This window comes from Alsobacter soli (assembly GCF_003004785.1).
GTDB lineage: Bacteria > Pseudomonadota > Alphaproteobacteria > Rhizobiales > Beijerinckiaceae > Alsobacter > Alsobacter soli.
This window is the reverse complement of record NZ_PVZS01000027.1, coordinates 37,282-53,115: the sequence shown is the minus strand read 5'-3', so window position 1 is coordinate 53,115 and position 15,834 is coordinate 37,282. Positions and strand designations below refer to the sequence as shown.

General features: G+C 66.7%; 15 protein-coding genes. 5 read left to right on the top strand and 10 right to left on the bottom strand.

The window, feature by feature from the left end; genetic code table 11:
• Positions 1–52: 52 nt before the first annotated feature.
• Positions 53–1,459: an adenosylhomocysteinase gene (ahcY, locus tag SLNSH_RS19525; protein ID WP_106339031.1), complete on the bottom strand. Its 1,407-nt coding sequence runs from the start codon at positions 1,457–1,459 to the stop codon at positions 53–55.
• Positions 1,460–1,780: 321 nt separating this feature from the next.
• The gene (gene ybaK / locus SLNSH_RS19520; RefSeq protein ID WP_106339027.1) at positions 1,781–2,251 is read right to left on the bottom strand and encodes a Cys-tRNA(Pro) deacylase; all 471 of its coding nucleotides are present in this window, start codon (positions 2,249–2,251) and stop codon (positions 1,781–1,783) included.
• A 472-nt stretch (positions 2,252–2,723) separates the two neighbouring features.
• On the opposite strand from ybaK, the gene SLNSH_RS19515 reads away from it, so the two are divergent.
• Positions 2,724–3,620 (top strand): DMT family transporter, encoded by an 897-nt coding sequence (locus SLNSH_RS19515; RefSeq protein WP_106339022.1) that lies wholly within the window; start codon positions 2,724–2,726, stop codon positions 3,618–3,620.
• 164 nt (positions 3,621–3,784) lie between these two features.
• Positions 3,785–4,441, top strand: a complete 657-nt coding sequence (locus tag SLNSH_RS19510; protein ID WP_106339020.1) for a L,D-transpeptidase — start codon at positions 3,785–3,787, stop codon at positions 4,439–4,441.
• A 138-nt stretch (positions 4,442–4,579) separates the two neighbouring features.
• Here the strand turns inward: SLNSH_RS19510 and SLNSH_RS19505 are convergent, their stop codons facing one another.
• From SLNSH_RS19505 to SLNSH_RS19485, 5 genes are all read right to left on the bottom strand, one after another.
• On the bottom strand, positions 4,580–4,906 hold the full coding sequence (locus SLNSH_RS19505; protein ID WP_106339018.1) for an HPr family phosphocarrier protein: 327 nt from the start codon (positions 4,904–4,906) through the stop codon (positions 4,580–4,582).
• Positions 4,903–5,304 (bottom strand): PTS sugar transporter subunit IIA, encoded by a 402-nt coding sequence (locus SLNSH_RS19500; RefSeq protein ID WP_106339016.1) that lies wholly within the window; start codon positions 5,302–5,304, stop codon positions 4,903–4,905. The genes SLNSH_RS19505 and SLNSH_RS19500 overlap by 4 nt, the downstream gene beginning before the upstream one ends.
• A 76-nt stretch (positions 5,305–5,380) precedes the next feature.
• Positions 5,381–5,848, bottom strand: coding sequence for an HPr kinase/phosphorylase (locus SLNSH_RS19495; protein ID WP_158266827.1), 468 nt, complete (start codon positions 5,846–5,848; stop codon positions 5,381–5,383).
• On the bottom strand, positions 5,845–7,629 hold the full coding sequence (locus SLNSH_RS19490; RefSeq protein WP_106339012.1) for a stimulus-sensing domain-containing protein: 1,785 nt from the start codon (positions 7,627–7,629) through the stop codon (positions 5,845–5,847). Before SLNSH_RS19490 ends, SLNSH_RS19495 begins: the two co-directional genes overlap by 4 nt.
• 46 nt (positions 7,630–7,675) lie before the next feature.
• Positions 7,676–8,374, bottom strand: a complete 699-nt coding sequence (locus SLNSH_RS19485; RefSeq protein WP_106339010.1) for a response regulator transcription factor — start codon at positions 8,372–8,374, stop codon at positions 7,676–7,678.
• A gap of 225 nt (positions 8,375–8,599) precedes the next feature.
• On the opposite strand from SLNSH_RS19485, the gene SLNSH_RS19480 reads away from it, so the two are divergent.
• Both SLNSH_RS19480 and SLNSH_RS19475 read left to right on the top strand, forming a co-directional pair.
• A complete protein-coding gene (locus SLNSH_RS19480; RefSeq protein ID WP_106339008.1) occupies positions 8,600–9,337 on the top strand; it encodes a HugZ family pyridoxamine 5'-phosphate oxidase in 738 nt (245 codons plus the stop codon).
• A 228-nt stretch (positions 9,338–9,565) separates the two neighbouring features.
• Positions 9,566–11,185 carry a phosphoenolpyruvate carboxykinase gene (locus SLNSH_RS19475; protein WP_106339006.1) on the top strand — a complete coding sequence of 540 codons (1,620 nt, stop codon included), beginning with the start codon at positions 9,566–9,568 and terminating at the stop codon, positions 11,183–11,185.
• Between the two features lie 1,254 nt (positions 11,186–12,439).
• Here the strand turns inward: SLNSH_RS19475 and SLNSH_RS24655 are convergent.
• The 3 genes from SLNSH_RS24655 to SLNSH_RS19470 form a co-directional block, all read right to left on the bottom strand.
• Complete coding sequence (locus SLNSH_RS24655; RefSeq protein ID WP_146140313.1) at positions 12,440–12,943, bottom strand: hypothetical protein; 504 nt, start codon at positions 12,941–12,943, stop codon at positions 12,440–12,442.
• Between the two features lie 120 nt (positions 12,944–13,063).
• Positions 13,064–13,450 (bottom strand): hypothetical protein, encoded by a 387-nt coding sequence (locus tag SLNSH_RS24650; protein WP_146140312.1) that lies wholly within the window; start codon positions 13,448–13,450, stop codon positions 13,064–13,066.
• A gap of 242 nt (positions 13,451–13,692) precedes the next feature.
• Positions 13,693–15,111, bottom strand: a complete 1,419-nt coding sequence (locus SLNSH_RS19470) for a sodium:proton antiporter (protein WP_425353022.1) — start codon at positions 15,109–15,111, stop codon at positions 13,693–13,695.
• A gap of 158 nt (positions 15,112–15,269) precedes the next feature.
• Between SLNSH_RS19470 and SLNSH_RS19465 the strand changes: the two genes are divergently transcribed.
• On the top strand, positions 15,270–15,830 hold the full coding sequence (locus tag SLNSH_RS19465) for a LemA family protein (RefSeq protein WP_106339004.1): 561 nt from the start codon (positions 15,270–15,272) through the stop codon (positions 15,828–15,830).
• Positions 15,831–15,834: the final 4 nt, after the last annotated feature.

The following is a 15,834-nucleotide window of genomic DNA, read 5'->3' as shown; positions in this document are numbered from 1 at the left end:
GGAGCCGGGCTTGAACCGGCCTTTTTCGGGCCCGTCCGAGACGGTCCTGCTGTCAGTAGCGGTAGTGCTCGGGCTTGAAGGGGCCCTGCTGCGGCAAGCCGAGATAGCCCGCCTGCTTGTCCGAGAGCTTGGTCAACTTCACGCCGATCTTGTCGAGGTGAAGCGCGGCGACCTTTTCGTCCAGGTGTTTCGGCAGGGTGTAAACCTTGCGCTCGTACTGGCCCTGCTTCGTCCAGAGTTCGATCTGCGCGAGCGTCTGGTTGGTGAAGGAGGCCGACATCACGAAGGAGGGGTGGCCCGTGGCGTTGCCCAGGTTCACCAGGCGCCCCTCGGACAGCACGATGATGCGCTTGCCGTCGGGGAACTCGACCTCGTCGACCTGCGGCTTCACGTTGTGCCACTTGAAGTTGCGCAGCCCGCCGATCTGGATCTCGGAATCGAAGTGGCCGATGTTGCACACGATGGCGCGGTCCTTCATCTCGCGCATGTGCTCGACGGTGATCACGTCGACGTTGCCGGTCGCGGTCACGAAGATGTCGGCGCGGGGCGCCGCCTCCTCCATGGTGATGACCTCGTAGCCCTCCATCGCGGCCTGCAGGGCGCAGATCGGATCGATCTCGGACACCATCACGCGGCAGCCGGCGTTGCGCAGGGAGGCGGCCGAGCCCTTGCCCACGTCGCCGAAGCCCGCAACCATCGCGACCTTGCCGGCCATCATGACGTCCGTGCCGCGGCGAATGCCGTCCACCAGCGACTCGCGGCAGCCGTAAAGGTTGTCGAACTTCGACTTCGTGACGCTGTCGTTGACGTTGATGGCCGGGAAGAGGAGCTTGCCCTCCTTCTGCATCTGGTAGAGGCGATGCACGCCCGTGGTGGTCTCCTCGGTGACCCCCTTGATGGCCTGGCCGTTGCGCGCATACCAGCCCGGGTTGCTCTTCAGCCGCTTCTTGATGGCGGCGAAGAGGACCTCCTCCTCCTCGTTCGTGGCGCCGTCCAGGAAGGCCGTGTCGCCGTTCTCGGCGCGGATGCCGAGGTGAATGAGGAGGGTGGCGTCGCCGCCGTCGTCCAGGATCATGTTCGGCGTGCCGCCGTCGGCCCACTCGAAGATGCGGTGGGTGTATTCCCAGTAGTCCTCCAGGCTCTCGCCCTTGACGGCGAAGACCGGCGTGCCGGCAGCCGCGATTGCCGCGGCGGCATGGTCCTGGGTGGAGTAGATGTTGCACGAGGCCCAGCGCACGTCGGCGCCCAGGGCCTTGAGCGTCTCGATGAGCACCGCCGTCTGGATGGTCATGTGCAGCGAGCCGGCGATGCGGGCGCCCTTCAGCGGCTGCGCCGGGCCGTATTCGGCCCGGGTCGCCATGAGGCCGGGCATCTCGGTCTCGGCGATGGCGATTTCCTTGCGGCCCCAGTCGGCGAGGCCAATGTCGGCGACGCGGTAGTCGCTGAAGTGATGGGTCATGGTGCGCCCCTTGGGGTTCGGAACTGAAATGGCGCCGCACTCCTATCACGGGAGCGCCCCAGCGGCAATAAAGACATAAAGAAGTCTTTATGCGATGGTTTCCGCTTCGCTGCGCGCCAACGCCGCACNTTTCCGCTTCGCTGCGCGCCAACGCCGCACCTCCTCCGTCCTTGCGAGGAGCGCAGCGACGAAGCAATCCAGGGGCCGTTGGCGCGGGCCCTTTCACCCGCGGTCGCTATGGCGCCCATCCCCCTGGATTGCTTCGTCGCCCTCCGGGCTCCTCGCAATGACGGGGACGCGTGAGAGGTTGAAAAGTGCGAGCTACACCAGAGGGGCGACCTTTGCGCGCAAGCCCTCGACCAGCGCCTGTGGCTGAAGACGGATCTGCAGCCCGCGCTGCCCGCCGTTGACGTAGACGCGCTCGTGGCCCATCGCCCCAGCCTCCACGAAGACGGGCGCGGCCTTCCTCTGGCCGAAGGGGCTGATGCCGCCCACCTTGTAGCCGGTGACCCGCTCGGCGTCCGCGGGTCTCATCATCTGGGCGGACTTGCCGCCTGCGGCTGCGGCGAGCTTCTTCATGGCCACCTCGCGGTCGGACGGCACAACAACGCAGACCGGCTTGCCGTCCACGAGAGCCATCAAGGTCTTGAGCACCCGCGCCGGGTCCTCGCCCAAGCTCTCAGCGGCGTGAAGCCCGATCTGCTCGGCGTTGGGGTCATATTCGTACGTAAACAGCTCGTATTCGAGACCTGCCCTGTCGAGCACAACCGTTGCGGGTGTTTTTCGGGACATTTCACGGCTCTTCGATCTTCGGCGCGCGGCGGGCCGAAGTCGCAAGAGGTATCGACCAAGGGCTTAAGGTCAAGTCCGAGTCCGCGATTCTACCAATTGTTTCTAGGACGGAGAGAACCTATTCAAGAGATCGGCGTTCTTCAGCCGTGCCCGCTTCGGGCATTTCCTCCCTGGACTTGGGGCCGCGTCTCGCGGCCCTTTTTCTTTGGGCCTGGTCTTGGCGGTTCACTTCGGCTGCTGGGTCGACTTTATCGGCCGTTTTGGCGACAGGTCTGTTCTGGCGCGTGGCGTCCGGCCTGCGCCGAGCCAGCGCATGGCCTTCGGCGGGGCAAGCGCACGACGGACCTCCCGCCTAACCGTCTCCATCGCCGGCTGAAGCCGATCGCATGGCCGACCCGCCTCACGCCGCCTGTAAAGGCGCGGGCGCATCAGCTAGATAGGAAGGCTCGTCCTCCTGCCGTTCCGCCCCGCCATGATCAAACGCGACCACGTCGACCGCCGCGCGGTCCTGATCCTGATCGGGCTGTGCGTCCTGTGGGGCATCCAGCAGGTCTTCGTGAAGATCGCCATGGAGGGCGTGAGCCCGCTGTTCCAGGCGGGCCTGCGCTCCGTCGGCTCGGCGCTGCTGCTGGCCGGCTGGGCGCGGCTGCAGGGCGTACGGCTGATCGGCTCGGACGGAGCCTGGAAGCCGGGCCTCGTCGTCGGCGCGCTGTTCGCGCTGGAGTTCGTCGGCATCTTCCTGGGGGCGGCGCGCACAACCGCGGCGCGAGCGGTCCTTTTCATCTACACGGCGCCCATCGCCATCGCGGTGTTCGCCCATTTCCTGCTGCCCAAGGAGCGCCTCGTCGGCTGGCAGGTGGCGGGGATGGGCGCGGCCTTCCTGGGCGTCGCGGCGGCCTTCTGGGACGGGGCGAGCGCGTCCGACCCCACGGCCATGCTGGGCGATGCGCTGTGCCTGGGCGCGGCCTTCATGTGGGCCGCCGCCACCATGGTGATTCGCAAGACTCGGCTCGCCAACATCAGCGCGATCCGGACGCTGTTCTTCCAGCTCGTGGTCACGGCGGCGCTGCTGCTGCCGTTGTCCTACATGGCGGGCGAACCAGGGATCACCAAGCTGACCCCGGCGATCCTGTTCTCCCTCGTCTACCAGACCGCCATCGTGGGCTTCGTCAGCTATCTCGCGTGGTTCTGGATGGTGGCCGTGTACCCGTCCGCCCGGCTCGCGGCCTTCACGTTCCTCACGCCGCTCGTGGGCGCAGCCGCAGGGTGGGCCTGGCTCGGGGACCCGCTGCGGCCCGCCTTCGGGGCGGCCATCGCCTTGGTGTGCATCGGGATCTGGCTCGTGAACCGGCGGCCCGCGGCGGCCTGACCGGCGCGGGCGTGGCCCTTGGGTCACAGGCGCCGCAACAAACGACCTCCGGATCTTTGCGTAGGCCCGGCCAGGGTTGGACTCCCCGGCCCCAGCGGCTAGTCCTGCCCTGACCTTTCGGCATAGCCCGCACCCACCCCGCCAGACAGGATCCCCGCCTGCCCATGCTTTCCCGCCGTTCCCTTCTCGCCCTGCTGGCGAGCTCCGCCGTCGCTGCCTGCAACACCGCCGGTCCGTCCCAGAAGACCGTCGACATGATGTCGGATCCCGACCTCGCCAGCTGGTATGTGGGCTACGCCAAGGACGGCGAGTACGACCTGCCGCTGGTCGACCGTTCGAAGATCCCGTCCGAGTTTCACCGGCAGACCGTCTCCTATGACGGCCCGGAGAAGCCCGGGACGATCGTGGTGGATATCGACAAGCGCTTCCTCTACCTCGTGCAGCCGGGCGGGCAGGCGGTGCGCTACGGCGTCGGCGTCGGCAAGCTGGGCTTTTCCTGGCGCGGCCAGGCCTATGTGGGCCGCAAGGGCGTGTGGCCGGGCTGGAGCCCGACCAAGACCATGGTCAAGCTGCACCCGGACCTGCCGCGCTCCCGCGCGGGCGGCGTGGACAACCCGCTCGGGGCGAGGGCGCTCTACCTGTACCAGGGCGGCCGCGACATCCTGTTCCGCCTGCATGGCACCAATGAGCCGTGGAGCATCGGCGAGCAGGTCTCCAGCGGCTGCGTGCGCATGCTGAACGAGGACGTGATCGACCTCTACAACCGCGTGCCGGTGGGCGCGACGGTGCTGGTGAAGCGCAACGGGCATTACCGGGTCTGAGCGGAAGGACCTGCTGCGCCGCCCTCATGGCGAGCGCAGCGGGGCCATGCCAGTCCGACGAGACGCGGAAGCGCCTGCTCCCCGCGTCCGCGGCTCCGGGGCGCTTCGTCGCTGCGCTCCTCGCAAGGACGGAAGGCGCTACTCGTCCTCGCCGAAGCGGTTCGACACGAGGGCGCCCAGCGCCTCCAGGGCCTGCTCGGCGTCCTCGCCCACGGCCGTGACCGTGATGGTGGAGCCGATGCCGGCGCCGAGCGTCAGGATGCCCATGATCGAGGTGCCGCCCACGGTCTCGCCGCAGCGGGTGACCTGGATGGCGGACTCGAAGCGCTCCGCGCACTGGACGAACTTGGCGGTGGCGCGGGCGTGAAGGCCCTTGCGGTTCACGATGGTGAACTCGCGCACGAGCGCGCCGTCCGGGATGGGCGCAGGCGGACAGTCGCAATCGGCGGTGGGGTCGTCGCTCATTTTCCCGCAAGCACCCGGCTGGCCACGTTGATGTACTTCCGGCCCGCTTCCTGCGCCTGCACGACGGCCTTGTCGAGATCGCACTCGCCCCGGACGCTGGCCAGCTTGATCAACATGGGAAGGTTGATGCCGGCGACCACCTCGGTCTTGCCGCCGTTCATCACCGAGATCGCCAGGTTGGAGGGGGTGCCGCCGAACATGTCCGTGAGAATCACGACACCGTCTCCGGTGTCCACGGCCTCCACGGCCGAGACGATGTCCTGACGACGCTGATCCATGTCGTCGTCGGGCCCGATCGTGATGGTCTCGACCTGCTGCTGCGGGCCCACGACGTGCTCCATGGCGGCGCGAAACTCGATCGCAAGCCGCCCGTGCGTCACGAGCACCATACCGATCATGAAAACTGCTCTCCAGCGCACGCCGAAAAGCGCGCGAAGCCCTCATTTTGTGCGATGCGGTGGGAAGTGCAACCCCCTACAACGCAGTGTCCCGTTCCGGGTTCCGCGGCGCGAACAGGCCGCGCCCCAGAGCGAGCAGGACGCGGTCCGCCTCGTCCGGACCTGCGACGATCCGGGGAAGGGTCACGCCCTCCACCACCGTGGCAAGGTCCCCGGCTTCGGGCATCCTGTCCAGAGCATTGACGCCACAGTCGACGACAAGACGCAAGACGGCCGAAGGCTCATGCTCGCCATGGAGGATGCCGCGGCCGCGGATCTCGATGGCGCCGGCGATCGCCGGCCGCACCCGGCCCAGCGCGCGACCGCCGCGCGCCTCGACCAGGACGTTGTCGTCCGACACGAGCCGTCCGAACAGGCCGCGGCGGGCGGCCTCGTCCAGGAGGCGGCGCGCCAGCGTCGACTTGCCGCTGCCGGACGGACCCCGAATCAGCACGCCCGCATCCCCCACCACGACGCAGCAGGCGTGGACGGGGACAGCGCTCACGGCTTGGCCACCGGCAGGCTGACGTGGAAGCGCGCCCCGAGGCAGCGCGGCTCCTGGCCGGCCGCGGCGGGCGCTATGCGGTTCTCGGCCCAGATCCGCCCGCGGTGGGCCTCGACGATCTGGCGCGAGATGGAGAGGCCCAGCCCCGAGTTCTGGCCGAAGCCCTGGTCCGGCCGATCCGTGTAGAAGCGTTCGAAGATGCGCTCCAGGGCGTGGCTCGGCACGCCGGGCCCATCGTCCTCGACGGCGATTTCGACAGTGCTCCCGAGGCGGCGCAGACCCACCCGCACCTCGCCGCCATGGGGCGAGAAGGAGCGGGCGTTCTCGATCAGGTTGCTGACGACCTGCCCCAGGCGCGAGTCGTGGCCCAGCACGAAGAACGCGTCGCGCCCGCGCGGGTCGGGCGCCACCTGCAGCCGGATGGAGACGCCGTCGTCCCGGCGCACACCGTTGGCGACCGAAATGACCGTCTCCAGGAGCCGCATGACGTCGACGGGCTCCGCCTCCGAGCGGGCGAGCTCGGCGTCGAGGCGCGAGGCGTCGGAGATGTCGCTGATCAGGCGGTCGAGGCGCTTCACATCGTGCTGGATGACTTCGAGGAGGCGCCCGCGGGACTGGTCCGAGCGGGCCAGCGGCAAGGTCTCGACCGCGCTGCGCAGGGAGGTGAGCGGGTTCTTCAACTCGTGCGCCACGTCGGCCGCGAAGGTCTCGATGGCGTCGATCCGGCTATAGAGCGCCTTGGTCATGTCGCGGAGCGACCCGGACAAATGCCCGATCTCGTCCGACCGGTCCGTGAAGTCTGGGATCTCCTCGCGGGCCTTCACGCCGCGGCGCACGCGCTCGGCGGCGGCGGACAGGCGGCGGATCGGGCCCGCGATGGTGCCGGCGAAGGACACCGAGAGGACGATCATCACGCCCGCCGCCACCGCGAAGACGCGCAGGATGGCGAAGCGCTCGCTGGCGATGATGCCGTCGATGTCGCCGCCCTGGGTGGACAGCAGCAGCGCGCCGCGCACGGCCCGGAAGCGCTGGATGGGCACGGCCACGGACACGATGGTCTCGCCATTGGCGTTGACGCGCACCACGCTGGCCGGAGACCCGGTGAGGGCGCGGGAGACCTCGGGCAGGTTGCGGCCGTTGGCGGCGTTGATCTCCTCGCCGAGGGGCAGGTTGTTCTTGCCGAAGCTGCGCTTGAACTGGTTCCAGGTGCGCTCGATGATCGTGGGCTCCTCCGCGGTGGGCGGGGGAAGCTCGAAGCGCATGATGTCGCCGCGCGAATAAAGCGAGCGCGAGTCGATGATCAGGAAGCCGTCCCGGTCGTAGATGCGGGCGCGGGTGCGGGTGGGGGTCACGAGCCGGCGCAACAGCGGGCCAACGCGCTCGGGATTGATGGAGAACTCCGTCGCGCTGTCGTCGCCGAAGCCGACGCTCTCGCCGGCCTGGAGCTGCAGAAGCTTGTCCGGATCGATGGTGACGGAGTCATTGTCGGCCGTGGCCGAGGCCGCCACCGCGCCGGCGATGATCTCGCCCTGGGTGAGCAGGCTCTGCACCCTGGAGTCGATCAGGCCTTCGCGGAACTGGTTGAGGTAGAGGAACCCCAGCAGCAGGGCGACCAGCCCGGCCAGGTTGAGCACCACGATGCGGCGCACGAGGCTCGACGAGCCGCGCTGGATGGCGAGGCGCGTGAGCGCGCGGGCGCGCGCCACGATCGCCGCGCCCAGGGAGGGGCGGGCCGGCTTTTCCTCTTTGCGGATCGCGCTGCGCTCGGCTTGGGCGGTCATGGCTCACAGGACCGGCGCGCGACCTCCGCCGCAGCGCCTTCGGCTCTCAGGATTCCTTGAAGCGGTAGCCGACGCCATAGAGCGTCTCGATCATCTCGAAGTCGTCGTCGACCGCCTTGAACTTCTTCCGCAACCGCTTGATGTGGCTGTCGATGGTGCGATCGTCCACATACACCTGATCGTCGTAGGCCGCATCCATGAGGGCGTTGCGGCTCTTCACCACGCCGGGGCGCATGGCCAGCGCCTGCAGGATCAGGAACTCGGTGACCGTCAACGTCACCGGCTCGCCCTTCCAGGTGCAGGTGTGGCGCTCGGGATCCATCTTGAGGAGGCCGCGCTCCAGGACCTTGGCGTCGCCTTCCTTGGGGGAGGCGACCTCCTTGGCGCCCGAGCGGCGCAGCACCGCCTTGACGCGCTCAACCAGGAGGCGCTGGGAGAAGGGCTTCCGGATGAAGTCGTCCGCGCCCATCTTCAGGCCGAAGAGCTCGTCGATCTCCTCGTCCTTGGAGGTCAGGAAGATGACCGGGAGATCGGATTTCTGGCGCAGGCGGCGCAGAAGCTCCATCCCGTCCATGCGCGGCATCTTGATGTCGAAGATGGCGAGGTCGGGCGGGTTCTGCTTCAAACCGTCGAGAGCCGCTGCGCCATCCGTGTAGGTCTGGATGCGGTAGCCTTCCGCTTCCAGCGCGATGGACACGGAGGTGAGGATGTTGCGGTCGTCGTCGACGAGGGCGATGGTCGGCATAGTTCGGCTGGTCCTCTGCCTGTCCGGCGATGGTCAGAGCGGATCGGCTGGCGCCGGGCCGTGACGGGCGCGCGGACGCTCGCCATCAAGCGCGGCGACAATGTGACGACAGGCCAACGCGTTCCCTCTCACTTTGGCTCTGTGCTTGATCGATGTAATCATCATTTGGAATTTTCGCCACCATCGCATGCCCGATCAGGGCTGAAGGGCAGGAAGGATCGCGCCATGGCGGACCCGAACACGGCGGCGGAGGGCTTCAATTCGGTCGCGGAGGCCCGGCGCCTGCTGCGAACGACGCGATGGGGCTCGCTCGCCACCCTCGACGCCGCCACGGGAGGACCCTTCGCGTCCCTGGTCGGGACAGCTGCGGATGTGGACGGCACGCCGCTGCTGCTCATCTCCACCTTGGCCGTGCACACCCGCAACCTGCAGGCCAACCCGCTGTGCTCGCTCCTGCTGGCCCAGGTGGGCTCCGGGGATCCATCGGTCCACCCGCGCATCAGCATCACCGGAAGGGCCGAGAAGGCGGACGACCAACGCGCGCGCCGGCGCTTCCTGGCCTCCCAGCCGGACGCGGCCTTCTACGCCGACTTCGCCGATTTCGCCTTTTACCGACTGGTGGTGACGGGGTGCCACCTGGTGGCGGGCTTCGGGCGGATCGTGAGCATCCAGCCACGGGACCTGCTGCTCGACCTGGACAACGCCAGCGAGCTGGTCTCCGTCGAGCCGGAGGCGGTGGAGCACGTGAACGCCGACCACACGGAAACTGTCGAGCTCTACGCCACGCGACTCCTCGGCCGCCGCGCCGGGGCGTGGCGGGTCACCGGCGTCGATCCGGAGGGTTGCGACCTGGCCCTGGAAGATGAGCGCGGGCGTCTCCTGTGGGCGGAACGGGTAACGTCGCCCGGATCCTTGCGCACTGCTTTCCGGACACTTGCCGACCAAGCTCGGGCGCAGCAGTAAACCGCTCTAAAACGATTAGCATTGCAGCGCAACAATAAGTCGAGCGACCGTGGTGTGAGCGTTCGCCCAACGAACGACTTGTTCTCTCCAGCATCTCGTGGTTGTTGGGCCGCGGCGCGACACGCGGCCCGCTTTCCGGGCCCGCTGGCGGCTGCGCCCTGGCCGGCTGCCGGCCCGAATCCTTCTTGCGGCCTCCGGGCCGCCGCGCGGGTGCGAGGAGTAAGTATCGTGGACAACGTCGGGACCTACAACGGCGCGCACGGCGCCGAGGCGTTCGGCTTCAAGACCCTGAAACGGGTATTCTGGAACCTGCAAACGCCGCGTCTCTACGAGGAGGCTATCGCCCGCAAGGAGGCCATCCTGGCCCAGGGCGGCCCGATCGTCGCCGAGACTGGCGCGCACACCGGCCGCTCGCCGAAGGACAAGTTCACCGTGAAGGACGCCACCACCGCCGACAGCGTGTGGTGGGACAACAACGGCGCCATCTCGCCGGAGCACTTCAACATCCTGCTTGGCGACATGCTGGAGCACGCGAAGGGCAAGGAGCTGTTCGCGCAGGACCTTTACGGCGGCGCCGACCCGAACTTCCGGGTGAAGGTGCGGGTGTTCACGGAATACGCCTGGCACTCGCTGTTCATCCGCACCATGCTGATCCGCCCCGAGTGGCAGGATCTCGCGTCGTTCATCCCCGACATGACGATCGTGGACCTGCCCTCGTTCAAGGCCGACCCGGCCCGCCACGGCTGCCGCAGCGAAACGATCATCGCCTGCGACTTCACCCGCAAGATCGTGCTGATCGGCAACTCGTCCTATGCGGGCGAGATGAAGAAGTCGGTGTTCGGCTACCTGAACTTCGTGCTGCCGCCCAAGGGCGTGATGCCGATGCACTGCTCGGCCAACACCGCCAAGGACGCCAAGGACGACGTCGCGCTCTTCTTCGGCCTGTCGGGCACCGGCAAGACGACGCTCTCGGCCGACCCGAACCGCACCCTGCTGGGCGATGACGAGCACGGCTGGGCGCCCGCTGGCGTGTTCAACTTCGAGGGCGGCTGCTACGCCAAGGCCATCAAGCTGTCGCGCGAGGCCGAACCGGAGATCTACGCCACCACCGAGCGCTTCGGCACCATCATGGAGAACGTGGTGCTGGATCCGGAGACCCGCGTCCCCGACTTCGACGACGGCTCCAGGACCGAGAACACCCGCATCGCCTATCCGATCGACTTCATCCCGAACGCCTCGCTCACGGGGCGCGCCGGGATCCCGAAGAACATCGTGATGCTGACCTGCGACGCCTTCGGGGTGATGCCGCCGATCGCCAAGCTGACGCCCGCGCAGGCGATGTACCACTTCCTGTCCGGCTACACCGCCAAGGTGGCGGGCACCGAGAAGGGCGTGACGGAGCCGCAGGCGACGTTCTCGACCTGCTTCGGCGCGCCGTTCATGCCGCGGCACCCCTCGGTCTACGGCAACCTGCTGCGCGAGCTTATCGCCAAGCACGGCGTGGACTGCTGGCTGGTGAACACGGGCTGGACGGGCGGCAAGTACGGCGTCGGCCGGCGCATGCCGATCCGCGTCACCCGGCGGCTGCTGACGGCGGCGCTGGAGGGTTCGCTGAACCGCGCCGACTTCCGCACCGACCCCTATTTCGGCTTCTCGGTGCCGACCTCGGTTCCGGGCGTCGAGCCGCACATCCTCTATCCGGTGAAGACCTGGGCCAACAAGGCGGAGTTCGCCGAGATGGCGCAGCGGCTCGTGGGCATGTTCAAGGACAACTTCGCCAAATTCGAAGCCCACGTGGACGCCGACGTGATGGCGGCAGCGCCGTCGAACCAGATGGCGGCGGAGTAACCGCCGGGGCCCAGTGACCGTGAACCGCGGAGCCCGGATTCAATTCGGGCTCCGATCCCCACCGGCCGGCGCACGTCACGCGGCGGAGTAAAAGCTTCAGCCAAGGACACGCGGCGTCATGGCGATGCTGCGTATCGCTGCTGCAACCACGAAAACACCGGCTTGAGGCATTCCGGCTCGCTTCTTCCCGCGTCGGTCCAGGTCTTGCCGCGCCATCTGAGGACGGCCTCCGGGGAAAAGGCCACTCATTGGGGCCAGCATCCGCAGGACATCTCCCGGCTGAGCCTCGCCCCAGAGCCCGATCCTGGAGCAGCAGCCCCGGGATCGGCGCAACCCGGCTGCGCACCGCCGCACATGGTCACGTTGCGTTGTTCAACCCTAAACTGGTGGTTTCGTTGCTGAGTCGATCAACATTTGAACTGCCGTTATCGAAGTGCGTAGCTTTTGAGGAGACCAGTCGACCTGAGGAGGCCAGTCGACCTGAGGAGGCTTGGCGACCTGAGGAGGCTTGGCGACAAAGGACCCCGTCTGCAGGCCCTTCGCATCCGTTACTTTCCCGATGGTGCCAGCCGGGACCTTCAAATCCAGACCGACAACCCCCTTTGCCGGATTGCGGTCCAATGGCCCACCGTCGGCGATAGTCTTCGACCACCCTCCAGGGTCCGTCAATGTAACTGAACTGCCGCTCACGGTCTTTTTCAAATCAACAGCAGACATGATCTTGGCCCTACACAGTTTCATAATGCATCGCATTATTGCGTAATGGTCAAAATATAATTTTGCCTGCGGCGAAGCAATACAAGTTTGGCGAGAATATTCGTAGTGAATATCGATAGGTTGCGTTTGGCGCGATGTCGGGACGACCGGCCACTCTGTTCCAGGCTAACAAGGCAGGGATGCCTCAGCCAGCGGACGCCAGAGTTGCCGATCACGCCACCACGCGAGCGTACACGCGTTCGGGCTCGCACCTGTCTGGCGAGAGTTCAGGCCTCGCCGCGCGGTCTGAGGACAGCGGAGAAACGGCCACTCATTGGGGCCAGCATCGACGGAAGCCCGTCACTGCAGGCCAGCCTTGTCTTGAATGCTCACCATATTGCTCGCCAACGCTGGGCGGCAGCTAGCAAAAGCCTTGATCTCGCCGAGCGCTGCGCGGTGCGCAGCCGGGCTGCCTCAAGCCGGTGTTTTCGTGGTTGCAGCAGCGAGGCGCAGCATCGCCATGACGCCGCTCCTCAGGGATGACAGGCCGGCTCGGTTCTACCGCTTTCCCGTCGAACCTGTCGAAAACTGCCCGGTCGCTTTATAGAAAGCTTCCTGCAATGCACCCGGTCCCACCAGAGTGCTTAGCTTTTGAGTGACCGCGCCGCTCGCATCCTTGACGGTCACCAATGCAGCCAACGGGAGATTCTGCAGACTGATAACCCCCTTGGTCGGGTCGTGGTCTCCTGGTCCATTATCCAGGATGGTCTGAGACCACCCCTTCATGGGAGTGGTGATTACAACAGAACTGCCTTTCACTGTAACCTGAGGAGGCTTGGCGACCTGAGGAGGCTTGGCGACAAAGGACCCCGTCGGCCGGCCCTTCGCATCCGTTACTTTCCCGATGGTGCCAGCCGGGACTTTCAAATCCAGACCGACGAGCCCCTTTGCCGGATTGCGGTCCAATGGCCCACCGTCGGCGATGGTCTTGGACCACCCTCCGGGGTCCGTCAATGTAACCGAACTGCCGCTCACGGTCTTCTTCAAATAAACAACAGTCATGACCTTGGTCCTGCACACTTTCATAATACTCTGCCGCGGTGTAGCAAGAGCCCCAGGGCGCAGCACGTGATCACGGACAGCTCGGCGCTTGCCTCCCCGAGAAGCGGCCCGCCCCTTGGGTCAACCCGCCTTTCGCCCGACCAGGGTCGGCCATCTTATGCTCATTTCCGACTGGAATTTTGTGGCGCCGCTTATGTCGCCGCTGTCTATCTTCGCCTGAAGCGCAGCCGCATCCCGACGCCAGCTGTTGCTCTCTGAAGACGACGTAATAGCGCCAGCTGCCCTCTGTTTACGACTGGAGTCGGTGACCTTTACGGTCGTTCCTTCCTTCGCGAGTCCCCGAAGGTGAATGACGCCGTTCACCGTTTTATCTGCATCCAGCGCACTTCCATCCTCGATCGTGACATTCTTTCGGTCGGCGCTGAGAGTCACTTTCGATCCAGTGAACGCCATGTCGATATGAACGCCCCCCAGAGAGGAAGCCGAAGCCAACGAAATATCAGCCATTGTGAATCTCCCACTTCGATCAATCGGAAGCGCGCGCCAATTCTTCTTCCCGGCGCACCGCTTGTCCCTGCACATTTCCGAGCAGTTCTAGACAGAAATAAAGCTTTTCGCAACTTACTGTCTTCGAAATGTCAATTTTACTTCTTATGCGCGCACAATCTCGCTTGCTTTTCGTTTAAGTTGCACTCCGCCATTGGCGAGATCCGGCCTTTCTCGGCCTGTCTATACAACGCAGGGACGCCTCAGCCGGCGAAAAACACCCACGTCACCAGCAGGAACGTCGGGATCAGCACGGCGCCGGACCACAGCATGTAGCCGAAGAAGCTGGGCATGCGGACGCCGCCGTCGCGGGCGATGGCGTAGACCATGAAGTTGGGCGCATTGCCGATATAGCTGTTGGCGCCCATGAAGACCGCGCCGCAGGAGATGGCGGCCAGCGTCAGCGCGCCCTGGGTCATCAGGGTCTGGGCGTCGCCGCCGGCGAGCTGGAAGAACACCAGGTAGGTGGGGGCGTTGTCCAGGAAGGACGAGAGCGCGCCCGTAAGCCAGAAATAGGCGGCGTTGTTGGGGGCGCCGTCCGGGTGGCTCACGAGGGCGACCAGCGGCGCGAAGGCGCCGTCGCGGCCGGCCTGCAGCATCGCGAGCACCGGGATCATGGTGACGAAGATCCCGGCGAAGAGGGTGGCGACTTCCTTGATAGGCCCCCAGCTGAAGCCGTTGGCCTCGCGCCAGGCGGACTTCGTCAGCTTCATCGAGGCGACCGCGACGGCCACCATGACGAGGTCGCGCACGAGCCCCTGCCACTCCACGGCGACGCCGGCGACCGTGAAGGCCACGCCGCCCTTCCAGGCCGCGCTGAGCAGAATGGCGGCGATGATCACCCCGATCAGGGCCAGGTTCTCGACGCCGCGCACGCGGACGCGGCGGTCGGGCGTGGGATCGGGAACGCGGCCTTCCCTTCGGTAGATCACGGAGTCGATGGCGTAGAACACGGCGAGCACGAGGCCGGCTGCGAACAGCGTTTCGGCGAAGACGTGCTTCGTGGTCCAGAAGAAGTCGACCCCGCGCAGGAATCCCAGGAACAGGGGCGGATCGCCCAGCGGCGTGAGGGCGCCGCCGAGGTTCGACACCAGGAAGATGAAGAACACGAAGACGTGGGCGTTGTGCTTGCGGTCGTCGTTGGCGCGGATCACCGGGCGGATCATCACCATGGAGGCGCCGGTGGTGCCGATGAGGCTGGCCAGCACGGCGCCGATCGCCAGCAGAAGCGCATTCACGGCCGGCGAGCCGTGAATGTTGCCGGCGATCAGGATGCCGCCCGCCGTGGTGAAAAGGGCCGTGAGCAGCAGGATGAAGGGGATGTAGTCCAGCAGCGCCGTGTGGGCGAGCGCGCTGGCGGCCGCGCCGCCGCCCGCCACCAGGGCCAGCGGGATCGCGGTCACGAGAGCCCAGAACGCCGTGATCTTGCCCTGGTGATGCTCCCAGGCATGGGGCGCGAAAAGCGGGAACAGGGCGATGGAGAGCAGCATGCCCACGAAGGGCAGCGCCCAGGCGCCGCCCAGCGCCGCGCCGTTCAGTCCCTCCGAAGCCCAGGCGGCGTCCGGCGCGGCGATCCCCGCCGCCGCCAGGCCCGTCGCCATGGCGGCCATCTTCCCGTTCATGCGGCGCATTCTGTCGTGCTCCCTGCCCTTTCGCTGCTTATCCCACGGCGGCGCGGGCGGCAACGAAGCGACGGCGTGCGCCCGCACACGGAACGGTTAAGCTTGCGCCCCATGAAGGAGCGGGCCCCAATGGCGGCCCGGGAGCGATGGAGGGGAGCATGGGCGGTTGGATCGTGCTGGGCGTGCTGGTCGCCATGATCCTGTGGGCGATTTCGGTCTACAACGGGCTGGTCGGGCTGCGGCAGCGCGTCTCGCAGGCTTTCGCGGACATCGACGTGCAGCTGAAGCAGCGGCACGATCTCATCCCCAACCTGGTCGAGACCGTGAAGGGCTACGCCGGGCACGAGCGCGGGACGCTGGAGGCCGTCGTGCAGGCGCGCAACGCGGCCCTGCAGGCGCAGGGACCGGCGCAGCAGGCCGCCGCCGAGCAGCAGCTCTCGGGGGCGCTGGGGCGGCTCATCGCGCTGGGCGAGGCCTATCCGGACCTGAAGGCGAGCGCCAACTTCCAGCAGCTGCAGGCGGACCTGTCGGACGTGGAGAACAAGCTTGCGGCGGCGCGGCGCTTCTTCAACAACGCGGTGAGCGAGTACAACGCCTCCATCCAGGCGTTTCCGGCGGTGTTCTTCGCGCCCGCGATGGGCTTTACGCCGCGCGAGTTCTTCGACGTCGGCGCGGATGACCGCAAGACGCTGGACCAGGCGCCGGCGGTGAAGTTCTAGGGCG